This is a genomic window from Leyella stercorea, from assembly GCF_021531655.1.
Genome location: NZ_JADYUF010000019.1, coordinates 1 through 23,787, shown reverse-complemented (window position 1 = coordinate 23,787; position 23,787 = coordinate 1). Strand labels below are relative to the sequence as shown.

At 44.9% G+C, this 23,787-nt stretch carries 17 protein-coding genes, 1 other RNA gene and 3 pseudogenes; 12 read left to right on the top strand and 9 right to left on the bottom strand.

The genetic code is table 11. The annotated features are described in order from the left end of the window. Nucleotides 1–31 precede the first annotated feature (31 nt). The 3 genes and pseudogenes from I6E49_RS07085 to ssrA all read left to right on the top strand — a co-directional run bounded on the left by I6E49_RS07085 (nt 32) and on the right by ssrA (nt 3,074). Complete coding sequence (locus tag I6E49_RS07085; protein ID WP_235401314.1) at nt 32–811, top strand: hypothetical protein; 780 nt, start codon at nt 32–34, stop codon at nt 809–811. Between the two features lie 3 nt (nt 812–814). Next, nucleotides 815–2,502 (top strand): annotated as a pseudogene (locus tag I6E49_RS07080) (RNA-binding domain-containing protein). A gap of 174 nt (nt 2,503–2,676) precedes the next feature. Continuing rightward, nucleotides 2,677–3,074, top strand: a transfer-messenger RNA (tmRNA) gene (gene ssrA, locus I6E49_RS07075). Nucleotides 3,075–3,188: 114 nt separating this feature from the next. Here the strand turns inward: ssrA and I6E49_RS07070 are convergent. From I6E49_RS07070 to ruvA, 4 genes are all read right to left on the bottom strand, one after another. Beyond that, nucleotides 3,189–5,234, bottom strand: coding sequence for a TonB-dependent receptor (locus I6E49_RS07070; RefSeq protein ID WP_235401312.1), 2,046 nt, complete (start codon nt 5,232–5,234; stop codon nt 3,189–3,191). A 106-nt stretch (nt 5,235–5,340) separates the two neighbouring features. Continuing rightward, entirely contained in the window at nt 5,341–6,039 is a 699-nt protein-coding gene (locus I6E49_RS07065) for a helix-turn-helix domain-containing protein (protein WP_235401311.1), read from the bottom strand. 830 nt (nt 6,040–6,869) lie between these two features. Then, nucleotides 6,870–14,426 (bottom strand): cell surface protein SprA, encoded by a 7,557-nt coding sequence (gene sprA / locus I6E49_RS07060; protein WP_235401310.1) that lies wholly within the window; start codon nt 14,424–14,426, stop codon nt 6,870–6,872. Between the two features lie 61 nt (nt 14,427–14,487). Further along, complete coding sequence (gene ruvA, locus I6E49_RS07055) at nt 14,488–15,102, bottom strand: Holliday junction branch migration protein RuvA (RefSeq protein WP_235401309.1); 615 nt, start codon at nt 15,100–15,102, stop codon at nt 14,488–14,490. A gap of 101 nt (nt 15,103–15,203) precedes the next feature. Between ruvA and I6E49_RS07050 the strand changes: the two genes are divergently transcribed. After that, nucleotides 15,204–15,380: a hypothetical protein gene (locus I6E49_RS07050; protein ID WP_235401306.1), complete on the top strand. Its 177-nt coding sequence runs from the start codon at nt 15,204–15,206 to the stop codon at nt 15,378–15,380. A gap of 159 nt (nt 15,381–15,539) precedes the next feature. On the opposite strand, the pseudogene I6E49_RS14745 reads toward I6E49_RS07050, so the two are convergent. Further along, nucleotides 15,540–15,779 (bottom strand): annotated as a pseudogene (locus tag I6E49_RS14745) (Abi family protein); the annotation flags it as partial. A gap of 612 nt (nt 15,780–16,391) precedes the next feature. Here I6E49_RS14745 and hxsD point away from each other — a divergent pair. From hxsD to hxsA2, 5 genes are read left to right on the top strand one after another with little or no spacing between them, the layout of a single operon-like run. Then, a complete protein-coding gene (gene hxsD, locus I6E49_RS07040) occupies nt 16,392–16,739 on the top strand; it encodes a His-Xaa-Ser system protein HxsD (RefSeq protein ID WP_235401300.1) in 348 nt (115 codons plus the stop codon). Then, complete coding sequence (locus I6E49_RS07035; protein ID WP_235401297.1) at nt 16,736–17,272, top strand: hypothetical protein; 537 nt, start codon at nt 16,736–16,738, stop codon at nt 17,270–17,272. The genes hxsD and I6E49_RS07035 overlap by 4 nt, the downstream gene beginning before the upstream one ends. Continuing rightward, the gene (gene hxsB, locus I6E49_RS07030) at nt 17,262–18,692 is read left to right on the top strand and encodes a His-Xaa-Ser system radical SAM maturase HxsB (RefSeq protein WP_235401294.1); all 1,431 of its coding nucleotides are present in this window, start codon (nt 17,262–17,264) and stop codon (nt 18,690–18,692) included. The genes I6E49_RS07035 and hxsB overlap by 11 nt, the downstream gene beginning before the upstream one ends. A 6-nt stretch (nt 18,693–18,698) precedes the next feature. Next, nucleotides 18,699–19,835: a His-Xaa-Ser system radical SAM maturase HxsC gene (gene hxsC / locus I6E49_RS07025; protein ID WP_235401291.1), complete on the top strand. Its 1,137-nt coding sequence runs from the start codon at nt 18,699–18,701 to the stop codon at nt 19,833–19,835. 40 nt (nt 19,836–19,875) lie between these two features. Continuing rightward, complete coding sequence (gene hxsA2 / locus I6E49_RS07020; protein WP_094881249.1) at nt 19,876–20,145, top strand: His-Xaa-Ser repeat protein HxsA2; 270 nt, start codon at nt 19,876–19,878, stop codon at nt 20,143–20,145. Between the two features lie 81 nt (nt 20,146–20,226). Here hxsA2 and I6E49_RS07015 read toward each other — a convergent pair whose 3' ends face one another. Together I6E49_RS07015 and I6E49_RS07010 are read right to left on the bottom strand one after the other, a co-directional pair. After that, complete coding sequence (locus tag I6E49_RS07015; protein ID WP_235401288.1) at nt 20,227–20,535, bottom strand: hypothetical protein; 309 nt, start codon at nt 20,533–20,535, stop codon at nt 20,227–20,229. A gap of 139 nt (nt 20,536–20,674) precedes the next feature. Then, on the bottom strand, nt 20,675–21,049 hold the full coding sequence (locus tag I6E49_RS07010) for a hypothetical protein (protein WP_235401285.1): 375 nt from the start codon (nt 21,047–21,049) through the stop codon (nt 20,675–20,677). 202 nt (nt 21,050–21,251) lie between these two features. On the opposite strand from I6E49_RS07010, the gene I6E49_RS07005 reads away from it, so the two are divergent. Genes I6E49_RS07005 through I6E49_RS06995 form a run of 3 tightly spaced genes read left to right on the top strand, consistent with a single transcriptional unit; the run spans nt 21,252 to nt 22,521 of the window. Continuing rightward, nucleotides 21,252–21,515 (top strand): recombinase, encoded by a 264-nt coding sequence (locus I6E49_RS07005; protein WP_235401283.1) that lies wholly within the window; start codon nt 21,252–21,254, stop codon nt 21,513–21,515. Between the two features lie 11 nt (nt 21,516–21,526). Then, a complete protein-coding gene (locus tag I6E49_RS07000; protein WP_235401281.1) occupies nt 21,527–21,937 on the top strand; it encodes a protein-export chaperone SecB in 411 nt (136 codons plus the stop codon). Between the two features lie 5 nt (nt 21,938–21,942). Then, nucleotides 21,943–22,521 (top strand): hypothetical protein, encoded by a 579-nt coding sequence (locus tag I6E49_RS06995; protein WP_235401279.1) that lies wholly within the window; start codon nt 21,943–21,945, stop codon nt 22,519–22,521. A 41-nt stretch (nt 22,522–22,562) separates the two neighbouring features. Here the strand turns inward: I6E49_RS06995 and I6E49_RS14620 are convergent, their stop codons facing one another. Further along, nucleotides 22,563–23,162: a hypothetical protein gene (locus tag I6E49_RS14620; RefSeq protein WP_235401277.1), complete on the bottom strand. Its 600-nt coding sequence runs from the start codon at nt 23,160–23,162 to the stop codon at nt 22,563–22,565. Next, nucleotides 23,163–23,663, bottom strand: a pseudogene (locus I6E49_RS14615) (leucine-rich repeat domain-containing protein); the annotation flags it as partial. Nucleotides 23,664–23,787: the final 124 nt, after the last annotated feature.

Sequence of the window (23,787 nt, the reverse complement as noted above, 5' to 3'; positions counted from 1 at the left end):
ATAGTTATCATTTTTAAAGGAGGCTTTGATAATGAATAAACCTAATACAGAGATAAAGCGATGGGGTATCGTTGTGATACAGTCACTGAATACCAACGATTACAAAACAGGGGAAATTTTGTATCATGATGTTCTAAAGTATAAAGAATATCATAAAAGTGAATCATTCTCTTCCTTTTATGATGTCAATTCCTCAGATGATTTTCGTTTGGCAGTACTAAACATTGAAAATTCGCTGTCGGAAGGGGAAATTCTTACCCTACAACTCGAGACTCACGGCTGTAACGAAGGGGTCGGTTTTAATAATGGAGAAATTCTTAAATGGAAGGATTTCTACGATATCATTAGACCTCTTAATATTAAAACGGGACACTTGTTATTTGTTGTGATGGCTATGTGTAAGAGTATTGCCATGATTTCTTCGATAAATCTTGAAAAACGTGTTCCATACAGAGCGTTTATCTGTACAACGAGAAAGGTTACTTCTGACGAAATATACAGAGGCTTTCTCGCCTTTTACGACAAATATTTCAATTTACTAGATATTTCACATGCCCTCACTGCCTTGCAAAATGAAGTGAAGGATGATAATGGGTATTCTCCTTTTCAAGTATTATCTGCTGAAAGCGTTTTTGACGAAACATTTAATCCTAATAGGAATATTACTAGTCTGGTGGATAATCAGTTGGAACAATTAAACATCCCCATTACTGATTCAACGAGATCAATAATGGCTTATAACATTAAACTGTTACTGGAGAATTTGCATAACAGGTTCTACAACTACTATAATTTCAAAGACCTTCATTGATTTATGCTAGAACTCGAACTACAACAATACCTCCGCCGTGAGTACCCACAAGAGAATGCTCGCTGTGAATGGAAGGAATTTAAGAACTTGAAGAACTCGTTCTGTGGGGACGAGAAGGATGATGTTATATCCTACGTGTCAGCTATTGCCAATATGGAGGGTGGACATCTTGTGATTGGTATAAAGGATAAGACGCTTGAAATAGTCGGGACTGATATTTCGAAGCTAACCTTTAATGGGCAACCAGCTAACACACAGTCGGCAACGTTCAAACTCACAGAACAATGCACTTATCTTTCATCTGAAGGTCTAAGCATAGAGGAGTTTATAACCGATGATACAAACAAGCGAGTATGGATAATACATATTCCAAAGCACTTACCTCGTCGCCCTGTCCTTGCCCACAAGAAGGCATGGCAACGGATAGAGGATTCTTTGGTTGAAATGACTAACGAAAGGATGAGTGTCATCCTCGAGGAGCCTATCTATACAGCAAAGGATTGGTCTGCGGAAATTGTTCCTGATGCTACAATAGACGATTTGGATGAGGTTGCTATTGCCAAGGCTCGAATGATGTTCAAGAAGGTTCATAGTCGCATACCTACGGAAGAAGTGAATGCTTGGAATGTTCAAACCTTCCTAAGCAAGTGTGGATTAACAAGAAACGGAGGCATAACTCGGGCAGCTATCATTTTGTTGGGCAAATACGAATCCGCTTTCAAACTACGTCCTGCAGTTGCACAGGTTACATGGACACGCAGAGACAAGAATCAGGAAGTGGTTGACTACGAACACTTCACAGTACCTTTTATATTAACGGTGGACGAAATACTATCAAAGATTGAGAATCTGACATTACGTGAGATGCCAGGAGGCACGCTTTTCCCCGACACGATGAAGCAGTATGACGACTACACCATTCGCGAGGCTCTTCATAATTGTATTGCCCATCAAGACTACACTCTTCAGCAGCGTATCAACTTCGTGGAGAATCCAGGATATCTGTATTATTCCAATGCAGGCACATTCATCCCGGTACTTTGGAGAATGTTTTGAGGAACGAAGAGCCTCAGACGCATTTCCGCAATGAATGTTTATGCAGGGCAATGGTGGATTTCAACATGATTGATACCGTAAGTCGTGGTATTAAGAAAATGTTCAATGAGCAATGGCGCAGACATTTTCCTATGCCTGATTATGAGATTGACCCGATAAAGAAGAAAGTCGTTGTCCGCATCTATGGCAATGAAATCAACAAGCGATATACTGACTTGCTAAAGACAAACAACACTCTTTCTCTATGGGACTGTATCTCGCTAGACGCAGTACAAAAAGGCAGAACCATTCATGAGGATATAGCTCAAGACTTGCTCAAACGTGGACTTATTGAAGGTGATGCTCCCCATTACAGCATTTCTCTTAGCATTGCCAAAAACACGCATCAACTTCCTTCTTATACAAAAACAAAAGGATTGGACAAGGAGAAATTACGCCAGATGATACTGCAATTTTTACAAAACGCAGGTGACGAAGGGGCAAAGCGAGACAGTATTTATGAATACTTGAGGGATGTACTTCCTTCCAACAAAACAGACGAACAGCAACTGCGTATGGTGGGCAAATTGCTTGTTGAGATGGATGAAAATGAATTAATAACAACCAAAGGACGAAAGTGGATAATAAGGTCGTAATAAGACCTAATTTCTTAATTACGACCTTTTTACGACCCAATATACCCACTTAAGGTTGAAATAGGTCGTAATTATAAAGGGCTCACCGAGACAGTCTACATGCAAAATCCTGCCATTTTATTTTGCAGTTTCAGTCATTTGTACTAACTTTGCAAAGTTAATATACAACATCTCGGGGTTGACTGGATTTGACAGCGGGATGAAATGGTATGTAAGCATGCGGAGCCTCGATGGCTAGCTCCTTAATCTGAGTGATCAACAATTTAATTGGCGAAAACAACTACGCTCTCGCTGCTTAATCGAAGTACAGTAGATTAGCTTTATTCCGCCACAAGGTTGGCGGAACGAGACATCGCTCCAAGGATGTTGTTCCGAATCTGAGGGTCAAGCGGTGCAGGTAAATCGGAAATAGTCTGTGTATGCCTCGGTACACGGATGAAGTTTTAGAGGATAAGGTTGCGATTGGTGGTCCAGGTCTTGTCGCAGCACGAAAACCGAAGGCTGGAATAAGCATGTAGAAAGCATATGGTTTCCCTGTTTGGACGTGGGTTCGAATCCCACCAGCTCCACAAAGAGGTAATTATCTAATGTTTAGATAGTTACCTCTTTTTGTTTTTAATACAAGCCCGACTTATACATTAGCCACAACTCGTGTAAAATTATCCCGAACTGGGGTAAAGATTTTTTCATTTTATAATGCCATTATCCGTATCGCGTAGGTTTATTTTCTTTTCTGCCGACTTATGCTTGCTGCCATGGCTCAGTCGCCATGAGATATTCAAGGAGATCAGATTGCTGTTGGCCTTTGAGTTGCCTACTGTATGCTTATAGATATTGCGATTGAGCAATTCGTTCTCGTACGACTTGTAGTTTTTGTTGAATGGATTTGCCCATGACAACGAGAACTGCAAGTCGCGCCATGTGTAGGATGCTTTCAGTACCGAATAGGCTCCGTTGTAGCCTTTTGATTCACCCTCCAAGAACCGATTGCCGTTGTCAACATAGCCTTGCAACGTGAAGTTGCCGAGATAAGCCGTGATGCTGCTTGCATAGAACCATGAGGTATAGCAATGCGTATAGTCGTAGCCGAAATTGAAGCATCTATATATTCCTCCATTGGCTGCAATTTGGAGTTTTTCGGGCAAGAGCCAATAGCTGGCGTATGCCATAATATTCAATACGTCTATCTCCTTTTGGTTTATTTGGGTATAAAGAAACTTATTGCCGTCAGTTCGCTCATAGTGAGCCATGTTCGGTTTTAGACATTGTTTATAATAACCTTCAACGAAGGTCTGCAAGCGACTTGTGTTGTATGAAACATGTAGGCGATGCTCCATATCGTGCGAAGGTTTCAAATCGGGATTACCTGCTGTCCATTCCATACTGTTTGTACGAACCATAGCATCGCTCGTCATGGCTATGCGCGAGACTTTGTCCTGCATCCCAAAAGTATAGCTCAGCTGCATGCTATTACTAATCTGATATGTCAGAGATGCCTTTGGGTGGAAAGTCCAGAAGTTGTATTTGTGCCCATTCTGAGTGTAATGAATATAACTTGCGCCAGCTCCTAATGTGTAGCTAAACGGTTGGAGCATGCCCTTGATTTCGGCAAAGGCATATAGGCGGTTGTTGTTGGTCTTGGTCAAAGAGGAAGCGTCACCAAGATAGTTGTTCTTGATGTACTTATAGCTGTTATTCAAGCCTGTAGAGAAAGTGAAAGGCTTCAGTCGGTTCTCGTAGATTACCTCTGTAAGCAGAGAAGCCGTCTTGCCATCCACATCATATTTATAAGGTTTGCCCTCGTCATAATAACTGCTTGTCTGTGTGGAGATATAAGTGGCTACAGCATTTGCGGTAACAGACTGACGTGGGGTAAGCTGACGGAAGAAATAGATATCCAATACGGGCGAATAGCTCTTGTCTTTCGCTCTACTTGTTGCTTTATATTGGCGAGTGCCGTCCACAATGTCCTTAACAGTATAATTGTCGGGAGTGTTGTTGAATGCTCCGTTCAATAATGCCTGAAAGACTGTGGCTGTAGAGTCTGACCAGTTATAGGTTAGCTTTGCGTCATGCGATATGGATTTACGAAGCGACTCCACATCGTTTCGTTCTATTGTATAGATACTACCATCTGTCAAGGTGTAATCTGCCGACTGCTTGCTCTTTTCGCCTTTGGTTTTATACCCGCTCACGTCATACGAAAACGACAATTCGCTCTTGCCCTTGTTCCATTTACCATAAACCATGTCATCGCCCTGCAACGTGGTAAGCGCCGAGGTAAGGTCCATGCCAACGGTATATCCGGTCCCGTTCCTGCGTGTTACGATATCTATGACATAGGCTATGCCGTCACCATAACGAACGCCGGGATTGTTGATGAAGTCTATCTTGGAGATATCCTTTGGATTGAGAGCCAACATATCCGGTTTGCCAACCACGATACCATTTATTCTAATTTGAACTCCTCCCCTATTGTCGATGGCAGTAATAGAATGGCTGATATTGTCGATACGAAGATTGGCAAGTGTGAGTTTCTCAATAATGCTGTAGCCATTGTTCGAAGATTGTTTCTGAGCATCGGTAGGGTAGATTATCATACCGTCGGCCTTGTTCACAACCTTGGCTGCTTTTACTGTCACTTCGTCGAGCGTGACAGTCTTCTCCACATCCTGAGCAAAAGCATAGAATGTGGAAGACAGAATAATTGAAAGTGTAACCAATCGTTTCATTTGCACCATGTTTTTTTTGTTTTTGGTGCAAATTTATATTCTCCTTGCAAGAAAGCCAATTATTCTGGCTGACATCTCCCTGACAATTGGCTGACCAAAATCCTATCTATTTGAGTATCAAGCTATAGCTCTTGCCTCTGCCCGATTCTATCTTCAACGCGCTATGAGCCTCTATAATAGGTTTTATGCGTCTTATCAGGGTGTAGAGCGTGTCATTGGCATCCGGCTTCTTTGGCCATAACCGGTCGCAAATCTCCTGTTTGGATAGTGTATGAGTGTCGGCGGTTATGAACATCTTGAGCAAGGAATGCTGCATAGGTGTAAGATGTATCTGCTCGCCCGATTGCGTCATAAACTTATCGTTATGGTATACTATGCCTCCATACGACAGACCTTGCACTATCAGCTTTGGCCTATTCCTCCTGACGTACCACAGACTGCCCAATAGCCATAGCATCCCAACAAACAAGATAGAACCCGAAGCCTTCTGGTCGGACAACATGAATGTAGTGGCAAAGCTACAGTTAGCCTCAGCCACAAGCTTTGTCTCCAAGCGTCCATCCCTACGCACAGTACGCATGGCTATACCTGCCGTATCTTTCAATTCGGCAATAGTCAGGCAGTTGCGATAGCAACGTATGGTATCTGTAGTGACCACATTGTCAGGCATCTTCGCAAGCACTTGCCCCAATGCACGATTAACGTCCTGCGCTATCATGCCTTTAGTTCTGTTATAGCTGTTTATGCCTGTGCACAATGCACAAAGCATAAGGAAGCAGAAACCGATGTATGGAAGTATCTTCATAATTTTCACATTATATTATTTGTTGCAAATATACAAATAATAAACGAGATTTGAACAGAAGTGATAAGACTGATGCTTGAAAAGGTAGGAGCTGACTCCAGAATGGATTTTGATAAATACGAGGAACACATCAATCGGGATGCAGGATTTATGCATATAAGTTCTTTGCCAGTACCACATAAGTAACACTCCAGTACCAGTTAGGTGAAACTCCAGTACCACCTATATGAAACTCCAGTACCAGTTAGGCGGTACTGAAAACGGTACTGGAAGCGTGCATCAAGCTGGTTCTTGCTAAACGGTTGTATGGCAAGCTGTTCGGAATGATGCTGCGCAAGAGATACGACTTACGCTATTGTTTGCCCAGACTACGGCGGGGACGCCATAGCCCCCTACGCCTGACTGTACAATATTTGCATTTCTAACCGCTCAAAACTATGAGTTGAGCGTGTTATGAAATCTTTGGCTCGAAATTCTCGAGTTTTACGCGTGCAGCGTTATATTGCTGTTGCCCACAGCTTTATGTGCGACGAGAGCCGGAATGTGCAATTCTATGAGACTGAAAAGATATCCTTTTCATTGCAAAAGGAGTACTTTTGCCATCCATTTGAGGCTCTTTTACAATGCAATTTGGGCTTCTTTGCTCTCCAAATGTAATCCATTTGAAGAGCAAAGAAGCCCAAATTGAAGTGTAGGATGATGTCGCACCCTACGAAAAGCTATAAAATCGGCTTCCGAAATCTCTGGAATCGATTTTTGTTTTGTAACACTTTTTTACCGCTTGTCTTATATTTGCAGCTATTATCGGCTACCCAAACTGAGCTTACCGTTTACCTTGTCAGCGAGAATTTCATGCTCAAACCAAAGTCTTGTGTCGTAGTAGGATAACTGCTCGACGAAAGCAACGGGGTGTTGGTCTGGCGGTCGTAGTAGAAGCTCATGGTGAGCATACGCGACAAGGTGTAGTCGGCTGAGAACGACAGCTTGAACGCCGTATTGCCGCTGTTGGCTGCCGAGGTCATCGTGGCGATGTCGCGGGTTATCGATGCCTGCTTGCGCAGACTGAGGTCGAGGCGCAGCTTGAGGTCGTTGTTCACTCCGCTTGACGAAGTGTTGCGACTGTTAGAGCCCGTCTTCTGCTGCGACGCACCAGCTACCGTTGAACGACCACGCTGGCGCACACGACGATGGCGATTGCCACCGAACGGATTGAAGTTGTTGAGCGTATAGGCAGCGCCTATAACCCAGTCGTGCGACGACGCCTCATTGATTTGTACCGATGTCATGCTAAGGCTCATGACGCGTGTGGTACGATACTCTGCCTTGATGGTCATGTTGTTCTGCAGCGTCACGTCGATGCCGAGCAATGGCGAGAACGCCTCGTTGATGCTGACGGTCGACACGTTGAACATCGAGTTGGGCACGGGCATTCCGGTTGTGGCATCGTTGATGAAGCCCAGACCGTTCATATACTCCATATATGTGCTGTACGAAGCATACGAGCCAACGGCGTAAACGCTCTTGTAGGCGTGGCTTATGTTGACGCTCTTGAACACGTCGCGCACCCACGGCAGCTTCGAAAGTCCGCTGTATCTTAATGTCCAGTTGGGCAGCAGATGCGAGAGCGAAGGGAATATCGACAGTCCGCCGTCGCCCATCTCGGTGTAAGCCGAGAGGAATGCCGGCACCATGACATCGGCACTGTAACGGCTCACTCCACCATTCTCGGCATTGAAAGGCTTGCCAGCCAATGCTGTTCCGGCAGGATAGACGGCTCCTGCATAACGAGCCTCAACACGATTGCGTATCCTGTCGAGCGACGAGCAGAACCTGTCGAACGACTTTGAACGATAGCCGTTATTGGCATTGCCCGAACCTTCAAACGCACTACGAAGCGATGTAGTAGTCATTGTGAACGTACCGCTCTGCGTTGTTGGATTGCCTTCGTACATATACTGTACCGAGCGAGCCGTGGTGACGGTGCGTGTGGCAGTAAGGTCGATCTTAAGATTGCGCACAGGCTCAAGCGTAGCACGCAGCTGCAGCTCCTCGGTACGATTGGTAGTAGCTGGCGTAGCGAGCGAATCGTTCATCAATAGCCATCCGTTGCGACGTGCCTTCTCGATATATCCGTCGCCTATGAATCCGAAGGCGAAGTCGAGACCCGGCGACATGGCACCCATACCCGAACGCTGTCCGAACACATCACCTATCATAGGCTTGAATCCAGGCAGCGACATGGCATACTGGTTGCGATAGCTCAGACTGACATTGCGCACCATCATGAGCACACGTGCCACCGACTGTGCTGCGCGATACCATCGTTTCTCGTCAAGCGGCTCTTTGGCCGACACAGCTATCTTGAGCTTCAACGCCGAATCCACCTTATTCATTATACGTATGTTATTGTCGTCGAGGCGACGATAGCGCAAGCGGAACGGCTTGCCGTCTTCGGTCTTGGCGCTTACAATAAGGCGGCGTGTCTTACGGCTATGCGTAACCTTAAGAGTAGTGTCGGGCAAGAGGGTTATCTCCTTCTCGTAAGCCCGCTTGTTCTTAGGCAACTGTCGGCGCAGCTTTTCATCGCGTGCTGCCTGACGATTGTTCTTGGCATCCTTGCCCGATGTCTTGTTGCGACTCTGTGATGATTTATTGCTACGCGAACTGTCGCGACGGAAACGCTCATTGGTCTTCTTGAGGAACGGTATATGATTGTACAATTTCTCCATATTGAACTGGGCGTTGATATTAGCCTGACGGTTGTTGGCTATGTTATTGCCAAGCGACGTGCCGTCTTCAAGGTCGGTACCGCGCACCCAATTGTACGATGCCGTATAGCTGGCATCGGACGTAATCCAGTCGAATACGGGCAGCAGATTGATAGGCAACTTGTACGAAGCCTGGAACTGCTGGTTGTAGTTGAGCGGTGTGCCCATGTGCTTGATTGATGTCCACACCGAGTCTTTCCACACCTCGTAGCGGTCGGGATACAAATCCTTATTGACAGGCATGTAGGGCTCTTCAATCTCGGCATTGGTAGCACTCTGGAAGTTCATGTGCAGATTCTTCGTAAGGTCCCAACGCAGGTTGAACTCACGGTTCCACAAGAACTGCGACGCAAATGTCAGCGGCAGGTTCTGATTCTCAGTAGCCTCCATATCGCGCTCCTGCAGTTCGTAGTAGTTGCGCGTTATCTCGGTGTTGAAGCCCACGTTCTGCGGCAACCAGTTTAATCCGAATCGGCGTGGCAGGTCGAGCCACTTCGATTTCGACTTGATCTTCTTGAACGGTTCGAGCGGTTTGTACACCGGACTCCATTGATAGTTCATTGCACCACGCCAGTTGTCCTCACGTTCATATACCGTAGTCTCGCCCGTAGTGTAGCTGTGGCTATGCGAGTAGGAGAACGAGAAGTTGGCAGGATCGTAAGGCATAGGATGGCGCTTGGTCTGTATGCCAACTCTCACGTTTGAGAGCGAAAGATTGGTCTGCGTCACCTTGGTCACGGCAATGCTCTCTATCGAGTCGCGCTCGTGCTTGTTGGCAGCGGCATCGAGAGCCTCGTCGAGCAGCATGTCGTTGTCGAGCGGATTGTACTTGGGCGACGTCTTCTCCTTGGTCACCGAGTAGTAGAGCGGAGCCGAAACCTTAGCCTTGTCGGGGAAGAACTTGCCAAGCTCTACGTTTGTCGTAACCGAGTAGTTGGAATAGTCGTCTGTGGAGCGTTGTGCCACACCGTCCTCCAGTCCGCCGAAGCCAGCCGAAGTATAGCGTCCCTGCACATTGACATTGCCAAGGTCGGACAGCTGAACATTGAGGTTGCCCTGCGCAGCCCAACCTCCCGAACTGTTGTAGTCCTTAAGGCGCAGCTCATTGACCCACACCTCACCACTCTTTGTGCTTGCTGAATTGTTGCGCACACCTATAATCATAGTCTTCACATCACCAAGCGTCGGGTTGCCGACAATAGTGATACGGTTCTGCGGATTATCGGTATCGTAAGCCGAGTACGGACGATTGTACGACGCCTGTCCTATTGCCTTTGCCTTGTTGCGCTCACGCTTCAGTCCGGTGAGGAGCGACAGCGGAATGTCGAGCATATTGTCCTTGGGCCACACCTGCAGACGGTCGGCAGTAGAGTATTTGTTGTAGTCGTTGCGATGAGGTGTGAGCTTCAGCGGAATCTCGTACTCATAGAAGTTGTTCTTGTAGTCGGAACCGAGGCGTATGAATACCGAAAGCTGTCCGTTTTCAAGATTTGTCATGTTCTGCTCGAACGAGTTGGCATGCACGAACATCTGCAATCGCTTGTACTGACGCATGTCGATTGACGTGTTCTTATACACAGCCTTCGACTCGCCCGAAGCAAGATTGTTGACTGTCATCGACAGCGCCTGCTCATTGCTCTCTACAAGCTGCGGCTGCGTGGGGTCCTGCTCGCGCGATATACCGGGAGGCAGGACGTAGTTGACCGGTGTCTTGTCGTTGTTCTCCTCGATGTTGACGGCACTCACCTGAAGGCTTCCGGTAGAAGCATACGAGTTGTCGAGGTTCTGCTCGTAGACACGCCACTCGCCTCGAACAAGGTCGAGCGTACCGAAGCGCAGCACGATGGGGTGTTTGAATCCGGTGAGAAACATACGCATGAAACGTATCGATGTGAGGTCGGTGATGCCCCCCACCCTACGCTCGTACTCACGTAGCGGTATGCGGAACTGATACCAGTCGACCGACTCCTTCTGGCCGTTGCGCAATCGGCGTGTTGTAGTGCGCTTGTCGACAATATAGTTGCGACCTATTTCAAGGTCTTCGGGACGTATCGACACCTTATATTGGAAGTACTTCTCGTATTCGCCCAACGTGTAGTCCTGATTGATGTCCTCAACGTCGGGCGTAGACTTGTATGAAGTGTCGTAACTCTCGGTGCGCGATTCGTTGTCGGGCGAGTTGCCCTGTGGGTTGTTGATGTACTTATAGCGGCGCAATATGGGTGCCTGGATGCGGTCGAGGTCTGATCCACGATAATAGTGGTAGTTGTCGCCGGCAGGGTCTGCCCATATAGAATCGAACACGGCGGGGCTGACTTTGCCCTGAATATCGCGCAAGAACTGCTGATACGGTTCCCACTTCTGCTCCTCGGCATCGTTGAGTCCGTTCATACCTACGTCCTGCAAGGCACGTGCGCCCTTCGATGTAGCAAAGGCATAGGTGGTTGTGGCTTGATTTGGCACCTTGCCCCATTGCGTTGTGGTGTAAGCCTGCAATCCGTCGATAGGCATTCCGCTCTCGTAGAACTTCTTGCCGTCGCGCAAGATGTCCTCGCTCACCTCGCCAAGATTGATGTAGAAGTCGCCTCCATATTCCGAAGCCTTACCCTCGCGACGTGTATAGATGAAGGGGTCAAGCATCCAGAACTCGATGTACTCCACATTGGCAGCCTCGAAGTCGTTGGTGTCGAGCTTGCGCATCATGCCGCCCCAATGCTGCTGCGGATTGTTGAGCGTTCCGTCCTGTGCAAGGTCGGGATTGAAGTTGTACGGTCCGCGCTCGTTGGGATAGTAGGCAAGATTGAGTATGGACAGCGTCGACGTAGCTCCGTTGTACGAACTCTGGTCGCGGTTGGGGAAAAGCTCGTTGACATAGAACTCGCGTACGTAATGGTTGCTGAGCTGTTCGAGGTCGCTCTTGATGTGACTTGGCGTGAGCGACGACGAGCGGCGTGTGAACAATGGATCAATAGTGTACCATGCCAGACGTGAGCGGTTGAAGCCCGAACGCAACGTGGTCATGTCGGCCTGTTCGGGAAACATCGACGGTACAGACGAGATAACCCACGACGTAGGTGTAGACACGTCGATGGCGTTTTTCGAGTTTTCGAAGTCGTCGATATACGACGCATTGTCCTGCGTGCCTCGGCTCTGTCCGGCTATGAGTTGGGCAAACTCGCCCGTGAATGATATGTGCGACGGCTGCGTGAGATGAAGCAAAGGCAGCTTGTCGAGCATATTGGTGAGCCACTGGCTCTCGCGCTTCCAGTTGATGTTTATGCCCCAAAGGGTATTGTTGAGCGGTTCGGCTCCCATAGCCACCTTATTAGTGAGCGACTGTTCGGAGAGATGCTGTATGGTACCCGACAGCTGGAAATTCTTCGAGAAGTCGTACTCCCAGTTCATTCCGAACATGGTCTTGCGCTGCATGCCATAGTCGGTGTTGCTCTCGAGCGACACATTCACCTGCGTGCCGGCATCGATAATGCTTTGATTGAGAATGGTCACCTCTCCCGCATTATAGTCAACCGAGTAGTCGGTACCCTCAGCCAGCACTATGCCACCAGCCGTTACCACTACCGAGCCTTGCGGAATGTTGTAGGCACCGGTCTGAATAACATTGGCTGACGTGCCGCGAAACTGTCCCGTAAGCATATACTTGTCCTTCTCGGCTATCTGCCGCGCCACGGTCTTTGTAGAATCGTAGAGTTCGGTGAAGGCATATTTGGAAGCCTGGTCTGTAGCCACTCCTTTCTGCACGAGATAGTTGTACATATACTTGCCGAAGGGTTCGGCAACGGGGAAGAACACACGACCGTTGGTGACGGTATAGCCGTCAACGAAGTCAAAGAATCCGTTGGAGTGTGCCTTGTTGTTATTGTCGAGGCGGTCGGCACCAAGCATCTTAATGATGGTCTGTCCCTTCACCTGCGGTTCGGGTATATAAGTAAGGTAGACGCCTGCCGTATCGCTCTGGAACTTGACATCGAGGCGGAACTTGTCGCGCTCTACCGACGAAGCCAGATAATATACGTTCTTCATCATCAGGCCCCAGTTGGCCTGCTGCGGATTGTTGCTCGTATTCTTGAGCGACTTCACGAACAGCGCCTTCGAAGCATCAGTATTGTCGGCGGCAAACTCGCCCACCTGATAGGTCACGCCGCCGTATGTGTACTCATAGGCAACGGCAAGCACCTGGTCGGTCTGCAATTGTGTCTTGAGCGATATGTATCCGAGAGCCGTATTTACGGTATACTCCGACGAATTGAGCAAGCGTGCCTTCTCAAGTTTCTCATAGTCGGCTCCGCCTTCAAATCCCGGTATGGCGTCGAGCGTAGCCGATGTCTGGTCGATGTCGCGTGCGGCAGCATACTGATTCACCATGCTCTGATACTCGGTATTGGCTGCGTTGGACGGTACGGGCTGTCCGGTCACAGTCCACGACGTATTTGACACACGGGTGTTCTCGCCGAGGTCGGCAAGGGCGATGATGTTGCGGGTGTTGGCTGTAGTGGCGGTCTTGTTGGTAGCCCACACTTCTATGCGGTTAATCTTTATGCCCGACGTGATGTTGGGCAGAGAGCGCATCCAGTCGTCATACATGTCGTGGAAGAACTGCGCAAGGAAGAAGTGGCGGTTTTCCTCATAGTTAGCCGCTCCTATCTCAAACGGCGTGAGCTGCTTGCCTCCCTTGGATGACACGCTCGTAGTAGACGACTTCTTCTGCGAAGCTACAAGTTGCAGTTTCAACCTGCCGAACTGCAGGTCGGTACGCAATCCGAATAGCGACGAGGCTCCCTTCACCAACGACGAGTTGGAGGGGAACGACACGTTGCCAGCCTCAACGAGCTTCACTATCTCGTCTTCCTTGCCCTCATACTTCAGTTTCAAGTTTTGGGCGTCGAAGTCGAACGTAGCGTCGGTGTTGTAGTTGAGGTTCATGTTCACCTTGTCGCCCACACGTCCGTTGACGTTGACGTTTATCTTCTCGTCAAAGTCCATGGTAGTAGTCTTGCGGTTGCGTATGGGAAGCGACGGATTGTCGATGTTCTTCAGAGTAGCTCCGAACTTCAGTTCGGCTGTACCTTGTGTACGTATGCGCACACCGCCGGGACCGAATATCTTCTCAGCCGGTCCCAGGTCGAAGTGCATGTCGCTGAAGTCGAACTTCTCCTTGCCCTTAGCCTGATATATCTCGTCGTTCTTCTTGCGGAAGAAGTTGCGCATAAGCTGTCGCTCACTCCATTGCATATACTCCTGTGCGGTCATCACAACGGGCGCAGCTATATATGTTCCGCCTATTTTCTGGCCTACCACATACTGTCCAAGCGAGTCGTCATACTCCACTTGCTGCTTCATATTGTCGGGGCGTTGCAGGTCGGCGGCGCCCTGATTGAGGTCGTCGAGCGTAATGGGCAGCGTGCGCTGTATGCGCCAGCGTGGATGCAGAAGCGAGTCGGGTATGGTGTCGTCGTCGGCAATGAGCGGCTGCGCCTTGATGGCTATCGTGTCGGCATGCGCCTGACGTATATTGCGACGTTGCGGACGTTGCGACATGGCAAAAGCAGCCATTGCCGCCATAACGAGTATGACGACAAACGTTCGGACAGACAATGCCATAGCCAGCCCTTTGCGTAAGAATAGTAATATGGTGTTAAGAATTTTCAAAAGTCGCGTAATGTTACTTTATCTGTTTCAGTGCCAGCTTCACCACCTGCTCAACGGGCAATGAGGGGTCGTCGGTAAGAATAGCCGTGACAACCTTGGCTGTAGGAGCGGGCGAGAATCCAAGCATTGTGAGTGCTGCCACAGCCTCATCACGCACGTCTGAGGGTATGGTAGAGTCGGCAGCCGAACCCGCTGACACTTCCTGTGCAATACCAAGCGACAGTATCTTGTCTTTAAGGTCAACGATGATTCGCTGAGCCGTCTTCAGTCCGATGCCCTTCACACCCTTAAGCAGACGTTCGTTGCCCGACGATATAGCGCCAGCCAGTTCGGCAGGAGGAGCTGCCGAAAGAATCATACGAGCAGTATTGGCTCCCACTCCCGACACGGTAATGAGCAGACGGTAGAGGTCGCGCTCCTGCTTAGTGGCAAATCCGAAGAACGTATAGGAGTCGTCACGACCACCCGTCACAAGGCTCTCGTGTACATACAGCTTCACATCCTTCTTGCCCTGTATGTTCTCGTAAGTGTTGAGCGATATATTGAGCGCATAACCCACGCCATAGGCTTCTACAATAGCCTGTGCTGGGGTGAGCTCGGCAAGCTCACCCTTTATATATTCAATCATTTCAGTTTAAACGTTATATAATTATGTAATATTACAACTTTTATAACGCAAAGAAGGGGTGTTTATTGTATTTATATAAAAAATCCCGAAGACATTCCTACATGGAACATCTTCGGGATTGGTATTTCGTAACAATATATTTTTTACTTTACAGCAATCTTGATGGTCTGATTGCCCATTTTGGCGATGACAACAGATTCGGACACGGCTTGCGATGCTGTGCCATTGATTGCCTTGGCAGCACCCAGCTGCTTGCCGTCAACAGATTACCTCCATAATGGTTCCGTTTCCCATCCATGTGGAAAGCCGAGAGCTTTTAAGTCAATTTCGGGTGAGCCATGACTCAAACACATTTATAGGTAAACCAAAACGTTTGGCAATACGCTTGCGTATGCGATTTTGTTTAATGTTGCGATAAATGGCATTGACGTTTCCAATAGTTTCTTGTCAAAGCGATAAAGCATCATCACCTTCTTGAAGGTAGCCCCTTCCTTGTACAAATGTGCTGTTTTGGGCATCTTCAACAAAGGATACATATAAGCAGACAATCTGTAATAACCAATATTGTCAAGGTACTGTATGGCTTTGTTTCTGTCACAAATCTGTAAACCTCGAGATTCAAGCAAATTAACGAGATTTTCTGAATATTCAAACCGTTTTGTATAGGGGAATAAGATTCGCCATATTCAAATGTGTATAAACAAAAACGCCTCGCACGATTTGAGCATTGTTAAGAGGCTTGGCGAGGACTGACGTTGTAAAGATACGAACAATCATTGATAATACAAGCTTTTTAGCAGGAAAAATCACGTAAAAGTGGAATTCTTTGACATATTTAATAATGTTAAATCAGGGCTTAAAATCATACTTTACCTGCCAAACAAGGTGGTTTTCAAAGTAAAAGTGTTATCTTTGTAACGTCTATACCCATACCGGAAGCCCCGATGGGCAGAGGTTGGGCAGACATATATACATATAAGGCGTAACTGTACGCTTTGGTTTTGACGCAGTAAGAATCTGGCAGTTCGAGTAAAGTTGTCAAGAACAAAGCAACGGGAACGCCTCATGAGGTGTATTGTATACAGCCCTCATTGGCTTCGAGCGATTTTGTCGTTCGTTGTCAATAGTGCTTTCTATATACGTACACAGGCGTGGGGCTTTCGGCGTTGCTCGTTTCGACAACTTGGGCGATGCCAGAGCCTTTACTGCGTGGAACGAGTGACAGGACTGGCTCCACGTTTTCATGTATATATACCAACCATTTGTTAATCATGCCAATATGGTAGCCGTTGGCAAAAAGAATAGTTGGTATGAGCTGTATAAAAGTTCCAATCACAAAGACAGATAAAGGTGGCTTTCAAGTAATCATTGACTTGAATTTATATAGTGAAAAGGCTATAACTGCTACTATTTACAGATATACAGACAAGTACTTTGTTTATCAGAATACAATTCCAAGTAATGATAAACAGGTCTGTGTGATTTTTGAATCAAAAGATGGTGCGCTTGACGAGAATATAGTCAAACAATTCTGCAATGACCTAATTGACCAACAACTTCGTGAGATTACAACGGAGAAGTATGGACATATTCGTGATTTGATAGTTGAGGAAGCATTTAAGCCCATATCAAAATGAGAAGATTAATTATCTTAATATTGTCTATATATGCTGGAATATATTCCATTTTGCATGCCTTCGTCAATAAAAATGAAGCATTTACCCTTTCAAATGGGACAAGACATTTAGGGCATGGTTCTCATGGCTCCCATATGTCTCATTATTCTGGAGTGTCATATAATCATTATATTAAGACAAAATCATCTTCAATACTAAATCTAAGTGAGCAACAGATTGCTCTGATAAAACAAGCCATTTTAAAAGGAAATGGTATAAATAAGAGTGGATGCAGCATAAATGGTATTGAAAGGTGTAAATTATTGGAAATAGATGGGGTGAAAGTGAACAAATGGTGCTATAAAATATACTATATTGTTGAATTTGGAAGTTTTGACACAATACATACACATCAGTATTTTGTGTATTATATTCAAACAGATGGGAAATATTACTATCTGTATAGGACAGAATCCCCCAATGCAACTAAACGCAATTTAATCTGCAACGATAGTTTATTGAACAATATTTACAATATACTCAATGAAAAGTGATTATACAATACTCCCATTCCGCTTCGTTCGATTTAACGAAGAAGAATATCTTCTATCGAATGATGTTGGAGAATACATATTCTTAAAGAATGACGACTTTCACAAATTCGTCAATGGAGAACTTGACCCTACAAGTGACTTGTTCTATGATATAGAGTCAAAACAAATCGCTACGACCGACAAGGTTGAAGATGTTGTAAAAATGTTAGCAACCAAATTCCGCACAAAGAAGAGTATCTTGGAAGATTTCACTTCTTTGCACATGGTTGTGCCAACTTTACGTTGTAATTCAAGTTGTATCTATTGTCAGGTAAAAAGACATGAGAGTACAGATCATTCTGCGGACATGACCAAAAAGACGGCAAAGAATATCGTCAAGGCAATCTTCATGTCTCCCTCTCCATGTATCAAAATAGAGTTTCAGGGTGGTGACCCGTCAACCGATTTTGAAATGGTGAAGTATATCATAGAAGAAGCTGAATGGCAAAACTTATTCAAGAAACGTGAATTAGAATTTGTCATCTGCACCAATCTTACTTTGCTCAATGAGAAGATGGTCAAGTACCTAAAGAAGCATAATTGTATGATTTCTACATCTTTGGATGGACCAAAAGATTTGCATGACACAAACAGACCTCTCCAGAATAAAAATCTTGACCACCATGCTATCTTTGAGAAAAATCTACAGATGATTCGTGGTATTTGGGGAGATGATGAATGTGCATCCGCTTTAATGACAACTTCAAAGTATAGCCTCGGAAGATTCAAGGACATCATAGATGAATACATCAGATTAGGTTTCCATAATATCTTTCTAAGGGCATTAAACCCTTACGGTTTTGCAAAACAGCATAAGGACAAGATAGCCTATCCAATAGAAGATTTTGTAAAAAACTACAAAGAGGGGTTGGACTATATCATAGAACTCAACAAGAAAGGAACATTCTTTGTTGAGGGGTATGCAGCCTTGCTTCTTCGCAGGATTCTGACTCCTTTTGCGACAGGCTTTGTTGACCTGCAATCTCCTGCAGGTGTTGGCATAGCTGGAGCAATATATGATTATGATGGCAGCGTGTACGTTGCTGACGAAGGAAGAATGATGGCTCGATTCAAAAACTATTATTTCAGACTTGGCAATGTAAATGAGGATTCATACCAATGCATGTTCAATGGAGAAAAACTGCATGAGATAATCAGTAATGCTTGTAATGAGTGCTTGCCGGAGTGCGCAGAATGCGTATTCCAACCTTACTGTGGTGCAGACCCAGTAAGAAACATGTCAGAGCAAGGAGATATGGTTGGTCATCGTCCTACAAACGAGATGTGTAAGAAGAATAAAGCCATTATGCATTATCTCTTTGAACTTCTTCAAAGACATGATCCCGAGATAAATAGAATATTTTGGTCTTGGATAAAATAGTGAGATATGAAACAATTAAATTCGTTATACAACTCTAACGCAGAGGAACTTCTTGGACGAGTAACACTTAGCGGTAAAAATATATTTAACCGTTCAGCATATATCCTTGTGACCAATGAGCAGAGTACGCCTAAAGGTTACAAGGCTATCATTTCAGCACATGATTTCTCAGACAAGATATCTACACCATGCATAAAAGTTGACAATATTTCAGACTTCAATGAAGGTGATGTGATAAACATATCCCCTAATGGAGATGTGTGTTTTCTATATGAAATCAATTCTGCATCCAATGCAATCTTTGCTACAGCTCGTTGTAATCATCGTTGTATCATGTGTCCTCAACCTCCAGTGCAGCAAGAGAAGGACAGAACAGATTTTAATCTAGATTTGATTAAACTGTTCGATAAGAATACACAAGAAGTCGGAATTACAGGTGGTGAGCCAACTATGATTGGTGACAGATTATTTGAGATTATACGCCAAATAAAAAAATCATGTCCTAAAGCAGCCATAAGCATACTATCCAATGGAGTGAAATTTGCTGATATTGACTACGCTGCAAAGTTAGCAGCTTGCAACCATCATGATTTACAAATAGACATTCCTATCTTTTCAGATATAGCTTCTATCCATAACCATATAGTAGGAGCTAAGACGTTTTACAAAACGGTTCAAGGTTTGTATAATTTGGCACAGTTCGGGCAACAAATAGGTTTGCGAGTTGTTATTCACAATCAGACATATAAGCGTTTGCCGCAATTAGCCGATTATATCTACCATAATTTCCCATTTGTCACTCAGGTAGCTTTTATGCAGATGGAAACTACGGGGTTGGCAGAGACGAATTTAAAAGACTTGTGGATCGACCCATATAGTTATAATAATGAGTTGAGAGAAGCTGTACTTCTGTTGAACGACAGAGGTATAACGACTTATATCTACAATGCTCAATTATGTGTGCTTCCACCAGAATTACGTCCATTTGCAAAGCAATCAATTAGTGAATGGAAAGATGTCTATCTTCCAGTCTGCGACGGATGTGTTCTTAGAAATGAATGTGGAGGTTTCTTCTCGACAAATAAAAATAACATAAGTACACATATCCACAAAATAGAATGTACAAATTCATGTACAGAGTGAATTGTTAACAATATTGTCAAATTTAAAAACGGAGGTATCAATGAAGAGACTTATGTTTTTGCTTGTTTCGGCATTTATCGCTACAACGAGTTATTGCGCCAACGTTTCTGATAACATCATGAACGTATTGGGCAATAATGACGAAACAACACAAATTGAGAAACAGAAGAACCAGCCTTTGGTCTTGCAGAAAGCCATTGACATGGTAAAGAGTTCTCTTGCGGGTCACTATTCGCACAGTTCTCATTCTTCTCACAGTTCTCACAGCTCGCATAGCTCACACTCGTCTCACTATTCAAGTCGTTACTAAGGATAGTGATTCGCAAGATCATTGCGAGTTGTAAAATAATTGGGGAGGGGCGTGTTCGAAATGCGCTCCTCCCTTAATATTTTATCTACTCAAACCTTTTCTCTTCATTGGCTTCATCATCTTTGTCGCCTGTCGCAAACACCGTCTTATCCATTCTATTTCATCTTCGTCCTTGTCACGTCCCCAATCTTTGGTATCGCTACCGCCTCCACCTTGGCTTTCAGCAAAGTTGGTTGCCTCGTTGATGTAGCCAACATACAGGTACATAGCACAATAGATAATTTTGTCGCCATAATTGATGAAGTCCATTGCAAAGCTACCGTCAAATAGGCTGCTGTCGTGAATGCTCGTCATACGTGGATAGATGTCTGCTATCGTTGCTGGATACACAATAAATTATGGGCTGACAGATTGCGATTTCACTCTGCAACCTGCCAGCCCATCCTTATATAAGCCTAATGATTATTTCAACAACTCTTTATAGCCGATGCTATGACTGAATGAATTCTAAATCCGAAACTTGAGTGTTTTACTTTACAGCAATCTTGATGGTCTGATTGCCCATTTGGGCGATGACAATAGATTCTGACACGGCTTGCGATGCTGTGCCATTGACAGCCTTGGCAGCACCCAGCTGCTTGCCGTCAACTGTAAAGAAGCGTACGGTCTCGTCATTGTTGAGACCTGAGAGCGTTACGATACCGTCGTTTGAAGTAACGATGATGCCGCGAGTAGTTGCCTGATTGATATTGGTAGTGGTGTTCTGCAGATTGGCTTCCACCCAATAGAGGGTTGCCGTAGCCTTGTCAGAAGCCTTATAACCGTCGGCTGTGGCGTAAGTCGAGATGTTGTAAGCTGCCGAAAGCTTTACTATGCCGTCCTGGCTATACGCATCCGATGCCATATCTGTGTCGGCGATGGTGTAGTGATACTCAGCGTTAGGTGTAGAGCTGGCAAATGTCAGCTTGCCATCGGTATACTTTTGTGACTTTTAAGGACATTTTATGTTAAATATTCGTATAAGTAGATAACCGACAACATTAAAATGGCGTTTTAACAAATAAAAGCAATAACTTTGCATTATAAAACAATTAAACACATTGATTATGGGTAATCTTTTTGAAAGTCTTAAAAATTATTTCGAGAACACTCCGAAGGAAGTTCTTGATAATGATTGGAAAGAGATAAAGTATCTCAATGAGATTGGTCCCGATGTCATTGAGTATGCCAAATTTGTAAAGGAACAATTTGGTATTGCTGTGTCGTATTCAAATTCTGTATCTAAAAATGAAACGCACAGATATGATGTGTCAGTAGATTCTGGGAATCATGGATTTGCTGTAGATGCACAGTATTATTTTGCGGCATAAGACAAGGAAATATGGAAAAGGCAGCTTTTAAATTATATAATTATCGCTTTACAAAAGCATCATTGGATTTTAATATCCCCAATGATGCAGAGTTGAATATTTCTTTCAATCCCAAAGGTGTGTTTTATGCAAAAAACGCACACTATGATTTAGTGTTTGATGTTACAGTAGAATGTGTTGAGACTGGTACAGAAGTCGTAAAAGTTTCATGCGAAGCTTTTTTCTCTTTCGGTAATAAGGTCTCTATTGAAGATATACCTGATTATTTTTATCCAAATAGTCTTGCTATTATATTCCCATACGTTAGAGCTTTTGTGAGCACAATATCTTTGCAGGCAAATGTTCAGCCTGTTGTTTTGCCTACAGTAAATCTAATGGGACTTACTGAAAAGCTAAAAAAACAAACCCAAATTATTGATTAAGTGTAATGAGAGATACGGACATATATCAGACGCTCGAAGATCGACAGAACTATGGGGAGGTTGAAGAACATGGTCCATTCTTTTGTTATGTACGGGATGATAATGGCATACCCAAAAGTGGTGTAAAAGAGCCGTGGCTTGGCGAGGGATATTATTTTTGGGACACAAGAATTACAGACGCTCAATGGTGGGGAGATACCGTTTACAGCCAAAAAGGATATATTATTTGTCACACAACGTATGACCAACATTCACCTTTGCTATATGATTTGGTTGGTGATATGAAGCATTTTGATGAATTTGTAGCATGTGCCGAATTCATCAAAGCTAAATTAAATACAAAATCGGTAAGTTTTCCCGTGGTACTCACTTATATGAAAAAGTTATCTGAGTTTGATTATAAGGCTATAAGGGTTTGGCCGCACCCATACACCATTGAAAAGACTGTTGTCAGATTTCCTGGAGACAAGTTGGTTTTAGGCAAAGCTGATAAGATTCAAATTTGCTTCTTTGACAAGACATTACTGAAAAATCCATATAAGATTGTAGAGAAGAAAACATTTGCTGCTAATCAGACAATATAAAAGCCATCCCTCAATTAAAGGGATGGCTTTTTGAATATTTTTTACTTTACAGCAATCTTGATGGTCTGATTGCCCATTTTGGCGATGACAACAGATTCTGACACGGCTTGCGATGCTGCGCCATTGACAGCCTTGGCAGCACCCAGCTGCTTGCCGTCTACTGTATAGAAGCGTACAGTCTCGTCATTGTTGAGACCCGAGAGCGTTACGATACCGTCGTTTGAAGTAACGATGATGCCGCGAGTGGCTGTCTGATTGATATTGGTGGGGTTGTTCTGCAGATTGGCTTCCACCCAATAGAGGGTTGCAGTAGCCTTGTCAGAAGGCTTGTAACCGTCGGCTGTGGCGTAAGCCGAGATGTTGTAAGCAGCCGAAAGCTTTACTGTTCCGTCCTGGCAATATGCATCCGATGCAATATCAGAGTCGGTAATGGTGTAGTGATACTCGGCGTTGGGTGTAGAGCAGGCAAATGTCAATTTGCCGTCAGCATACGAAATGGCAGGAACTGCACATTGCTCAGGCTTCTGTTCGCCAGACTCACTATCCTTTAATGCATAAATATAAGAGTACTTACTACCCAATACATCCTTGTAGTCCTGAAGATAAGCCTTGGGAACATAGATGATGCAAGTAGAGAGCAAGCTACAATTTATAGTATTATTGGGAAGCTTGCCTTGGAATGTGACTTTTTTAAGTTCAGAACATTCCTCGAAGCACCAACCACCCAAAGAAGTAACAGAAGAAGGGATTGTAATGCTTGTTAGGCCAGAACAATCATAAAAGCACATACTACCCAAATAAGTAATTGAAGAAGGGATTGTGATGCTTGTTAAGCCAAAACACTTCTCAAAGCAGCTATACCCCAAAGAAGAAACAGAAGAAGGGATTGTAATGTTTGTTAAGCCATAACATTCATAAAAACAGCTATTACCCAAAGAAGTTACAGAAGAAGGGATTGTGATGCTTGTTAGGCCAGAACAGCCACTAAAGCAACCTTCACTCAAAGAAGTTACAGAAGAAGGGATTGTGATGCTTGTCAAGTTTGAACAGTCAGAAAAGCACCATTTACCCAAAGAAGTAACTGAAGATGGGATTGTGATGCTTGCTAAGCCTGTACAACCGGCAAAGCAGCTACTACCCAAAGAGGTAACAGAAGAAGGGATTGTAATGCTTGTTAAGCCAGAACAACTGCCGTATCTATTATTAGTTGATTATCAGTATTATACGCTCTAAACGGTAGAAAAGTGGCTATGTGGATTCTGTTTA

What these genes read in the sequence shown, in the direction of transcription:
- I6E49_RS06995 (WP_235401279.1), top strand. Translation starts at nt 21,943, where the DNA reads ATGAGAGATACGGACATATATCAGACGCTCGAAGATCGACAGAACTAT.
- I6E49_RS07085 (WP_235401314.1), top strand. Translation starts at nt 32, where the DNA reads ATGAATAAACCTAATACAGAGATAAAGCGATGGGGTATCGTTGTGATA.
- I6E49_RS07050 (WP_235401306.1), top strand. Translation starts at nt 15,204, where the DNA reads ATGGAACATCTTCGGGATTGGTATTTCGTAACAATATATTTTTTACTT.
- hxsB (WP_235401294.1), top strand. Translation starts at nt 17,262, where the DNA reads ATGAAAAGTGATTATACAATACTCCCATTCCGCTTCGTTCGATTTAAC.
- I6E49_RS07070 (WP_235401312.1), bottom strand. Translation starts at nt 5,234, where the DNA reads ATGAAACGATTGGTTACACTTTCAATTATTCTGTCTTCCACATTCTAT.
- hxsC (WP_235401291.1), top strand. Translation starts at nt 18,699, where the DNA reads ATGAAACAATTAAATTCGTTATACAACTCTAACGCAGAGGAACTTCTT.
- I6E49_RS07035 (WP_235401297.1), top strand. Translation starts at nt 16,736, where the DNA reads ATGAGAAGATTAATTATCTTAATATTGTCTATATATGCTGGAATATAT.
- hxsA2 (WP_094881249.1), top strand. Translation starts at nt 19,876, where the DNA reads ATGAAGAGACTTATGTTTTTGCTTGTTTCGGCATTTATCGCTACAACG.
- ruvA (WP_235401309.1), bottom strand. Translation starts at nt 15,102, where the DNA reads ATGATTGAATATATAAAGGGTGAGCTTGCCGAGCTCACCCCAGCACAG.
- I6E49_RS07000 (WP_235401281.1), top strand. Translation starts at nt 21,527, where the DNA reads ATGGAAAAGGCAGCTTTTAAATTATATAATTATCGCTTTACAAAAGCA.
- I6E49_RS07010 (WP_235401285.1), bottom strand. Translation starts at nt 21,049, where the DNA reads ATGGCATCGGATGCGTATAGCCAGGACGGCATAGTAAAGCTTTCGGCA.
- I6E49_RS07065 (WP_235401311.1), bottom strand. Translation starts at nt 6,039, where the DNA reads ATGAAGATACTTCCATACATCGGTTTCTGCTTCCTTATGCTTTGTGCA.
- I6E49_RS07005 (WP_235401283.1), top strand. Translation starts at nt 21,252, where the DNA reads ATGGGTAATCTTTTTGAAAGTCTTAAAAATTATTTCGAGAACACTCCG.
- sprA (WP_235401310.1), bottom strand. Translation starts at nt 14,426, where the DNA reads ATGGCATTGTCTGTCCGAACGTTTGTCGTCATACTCGTTATGGCGGCA.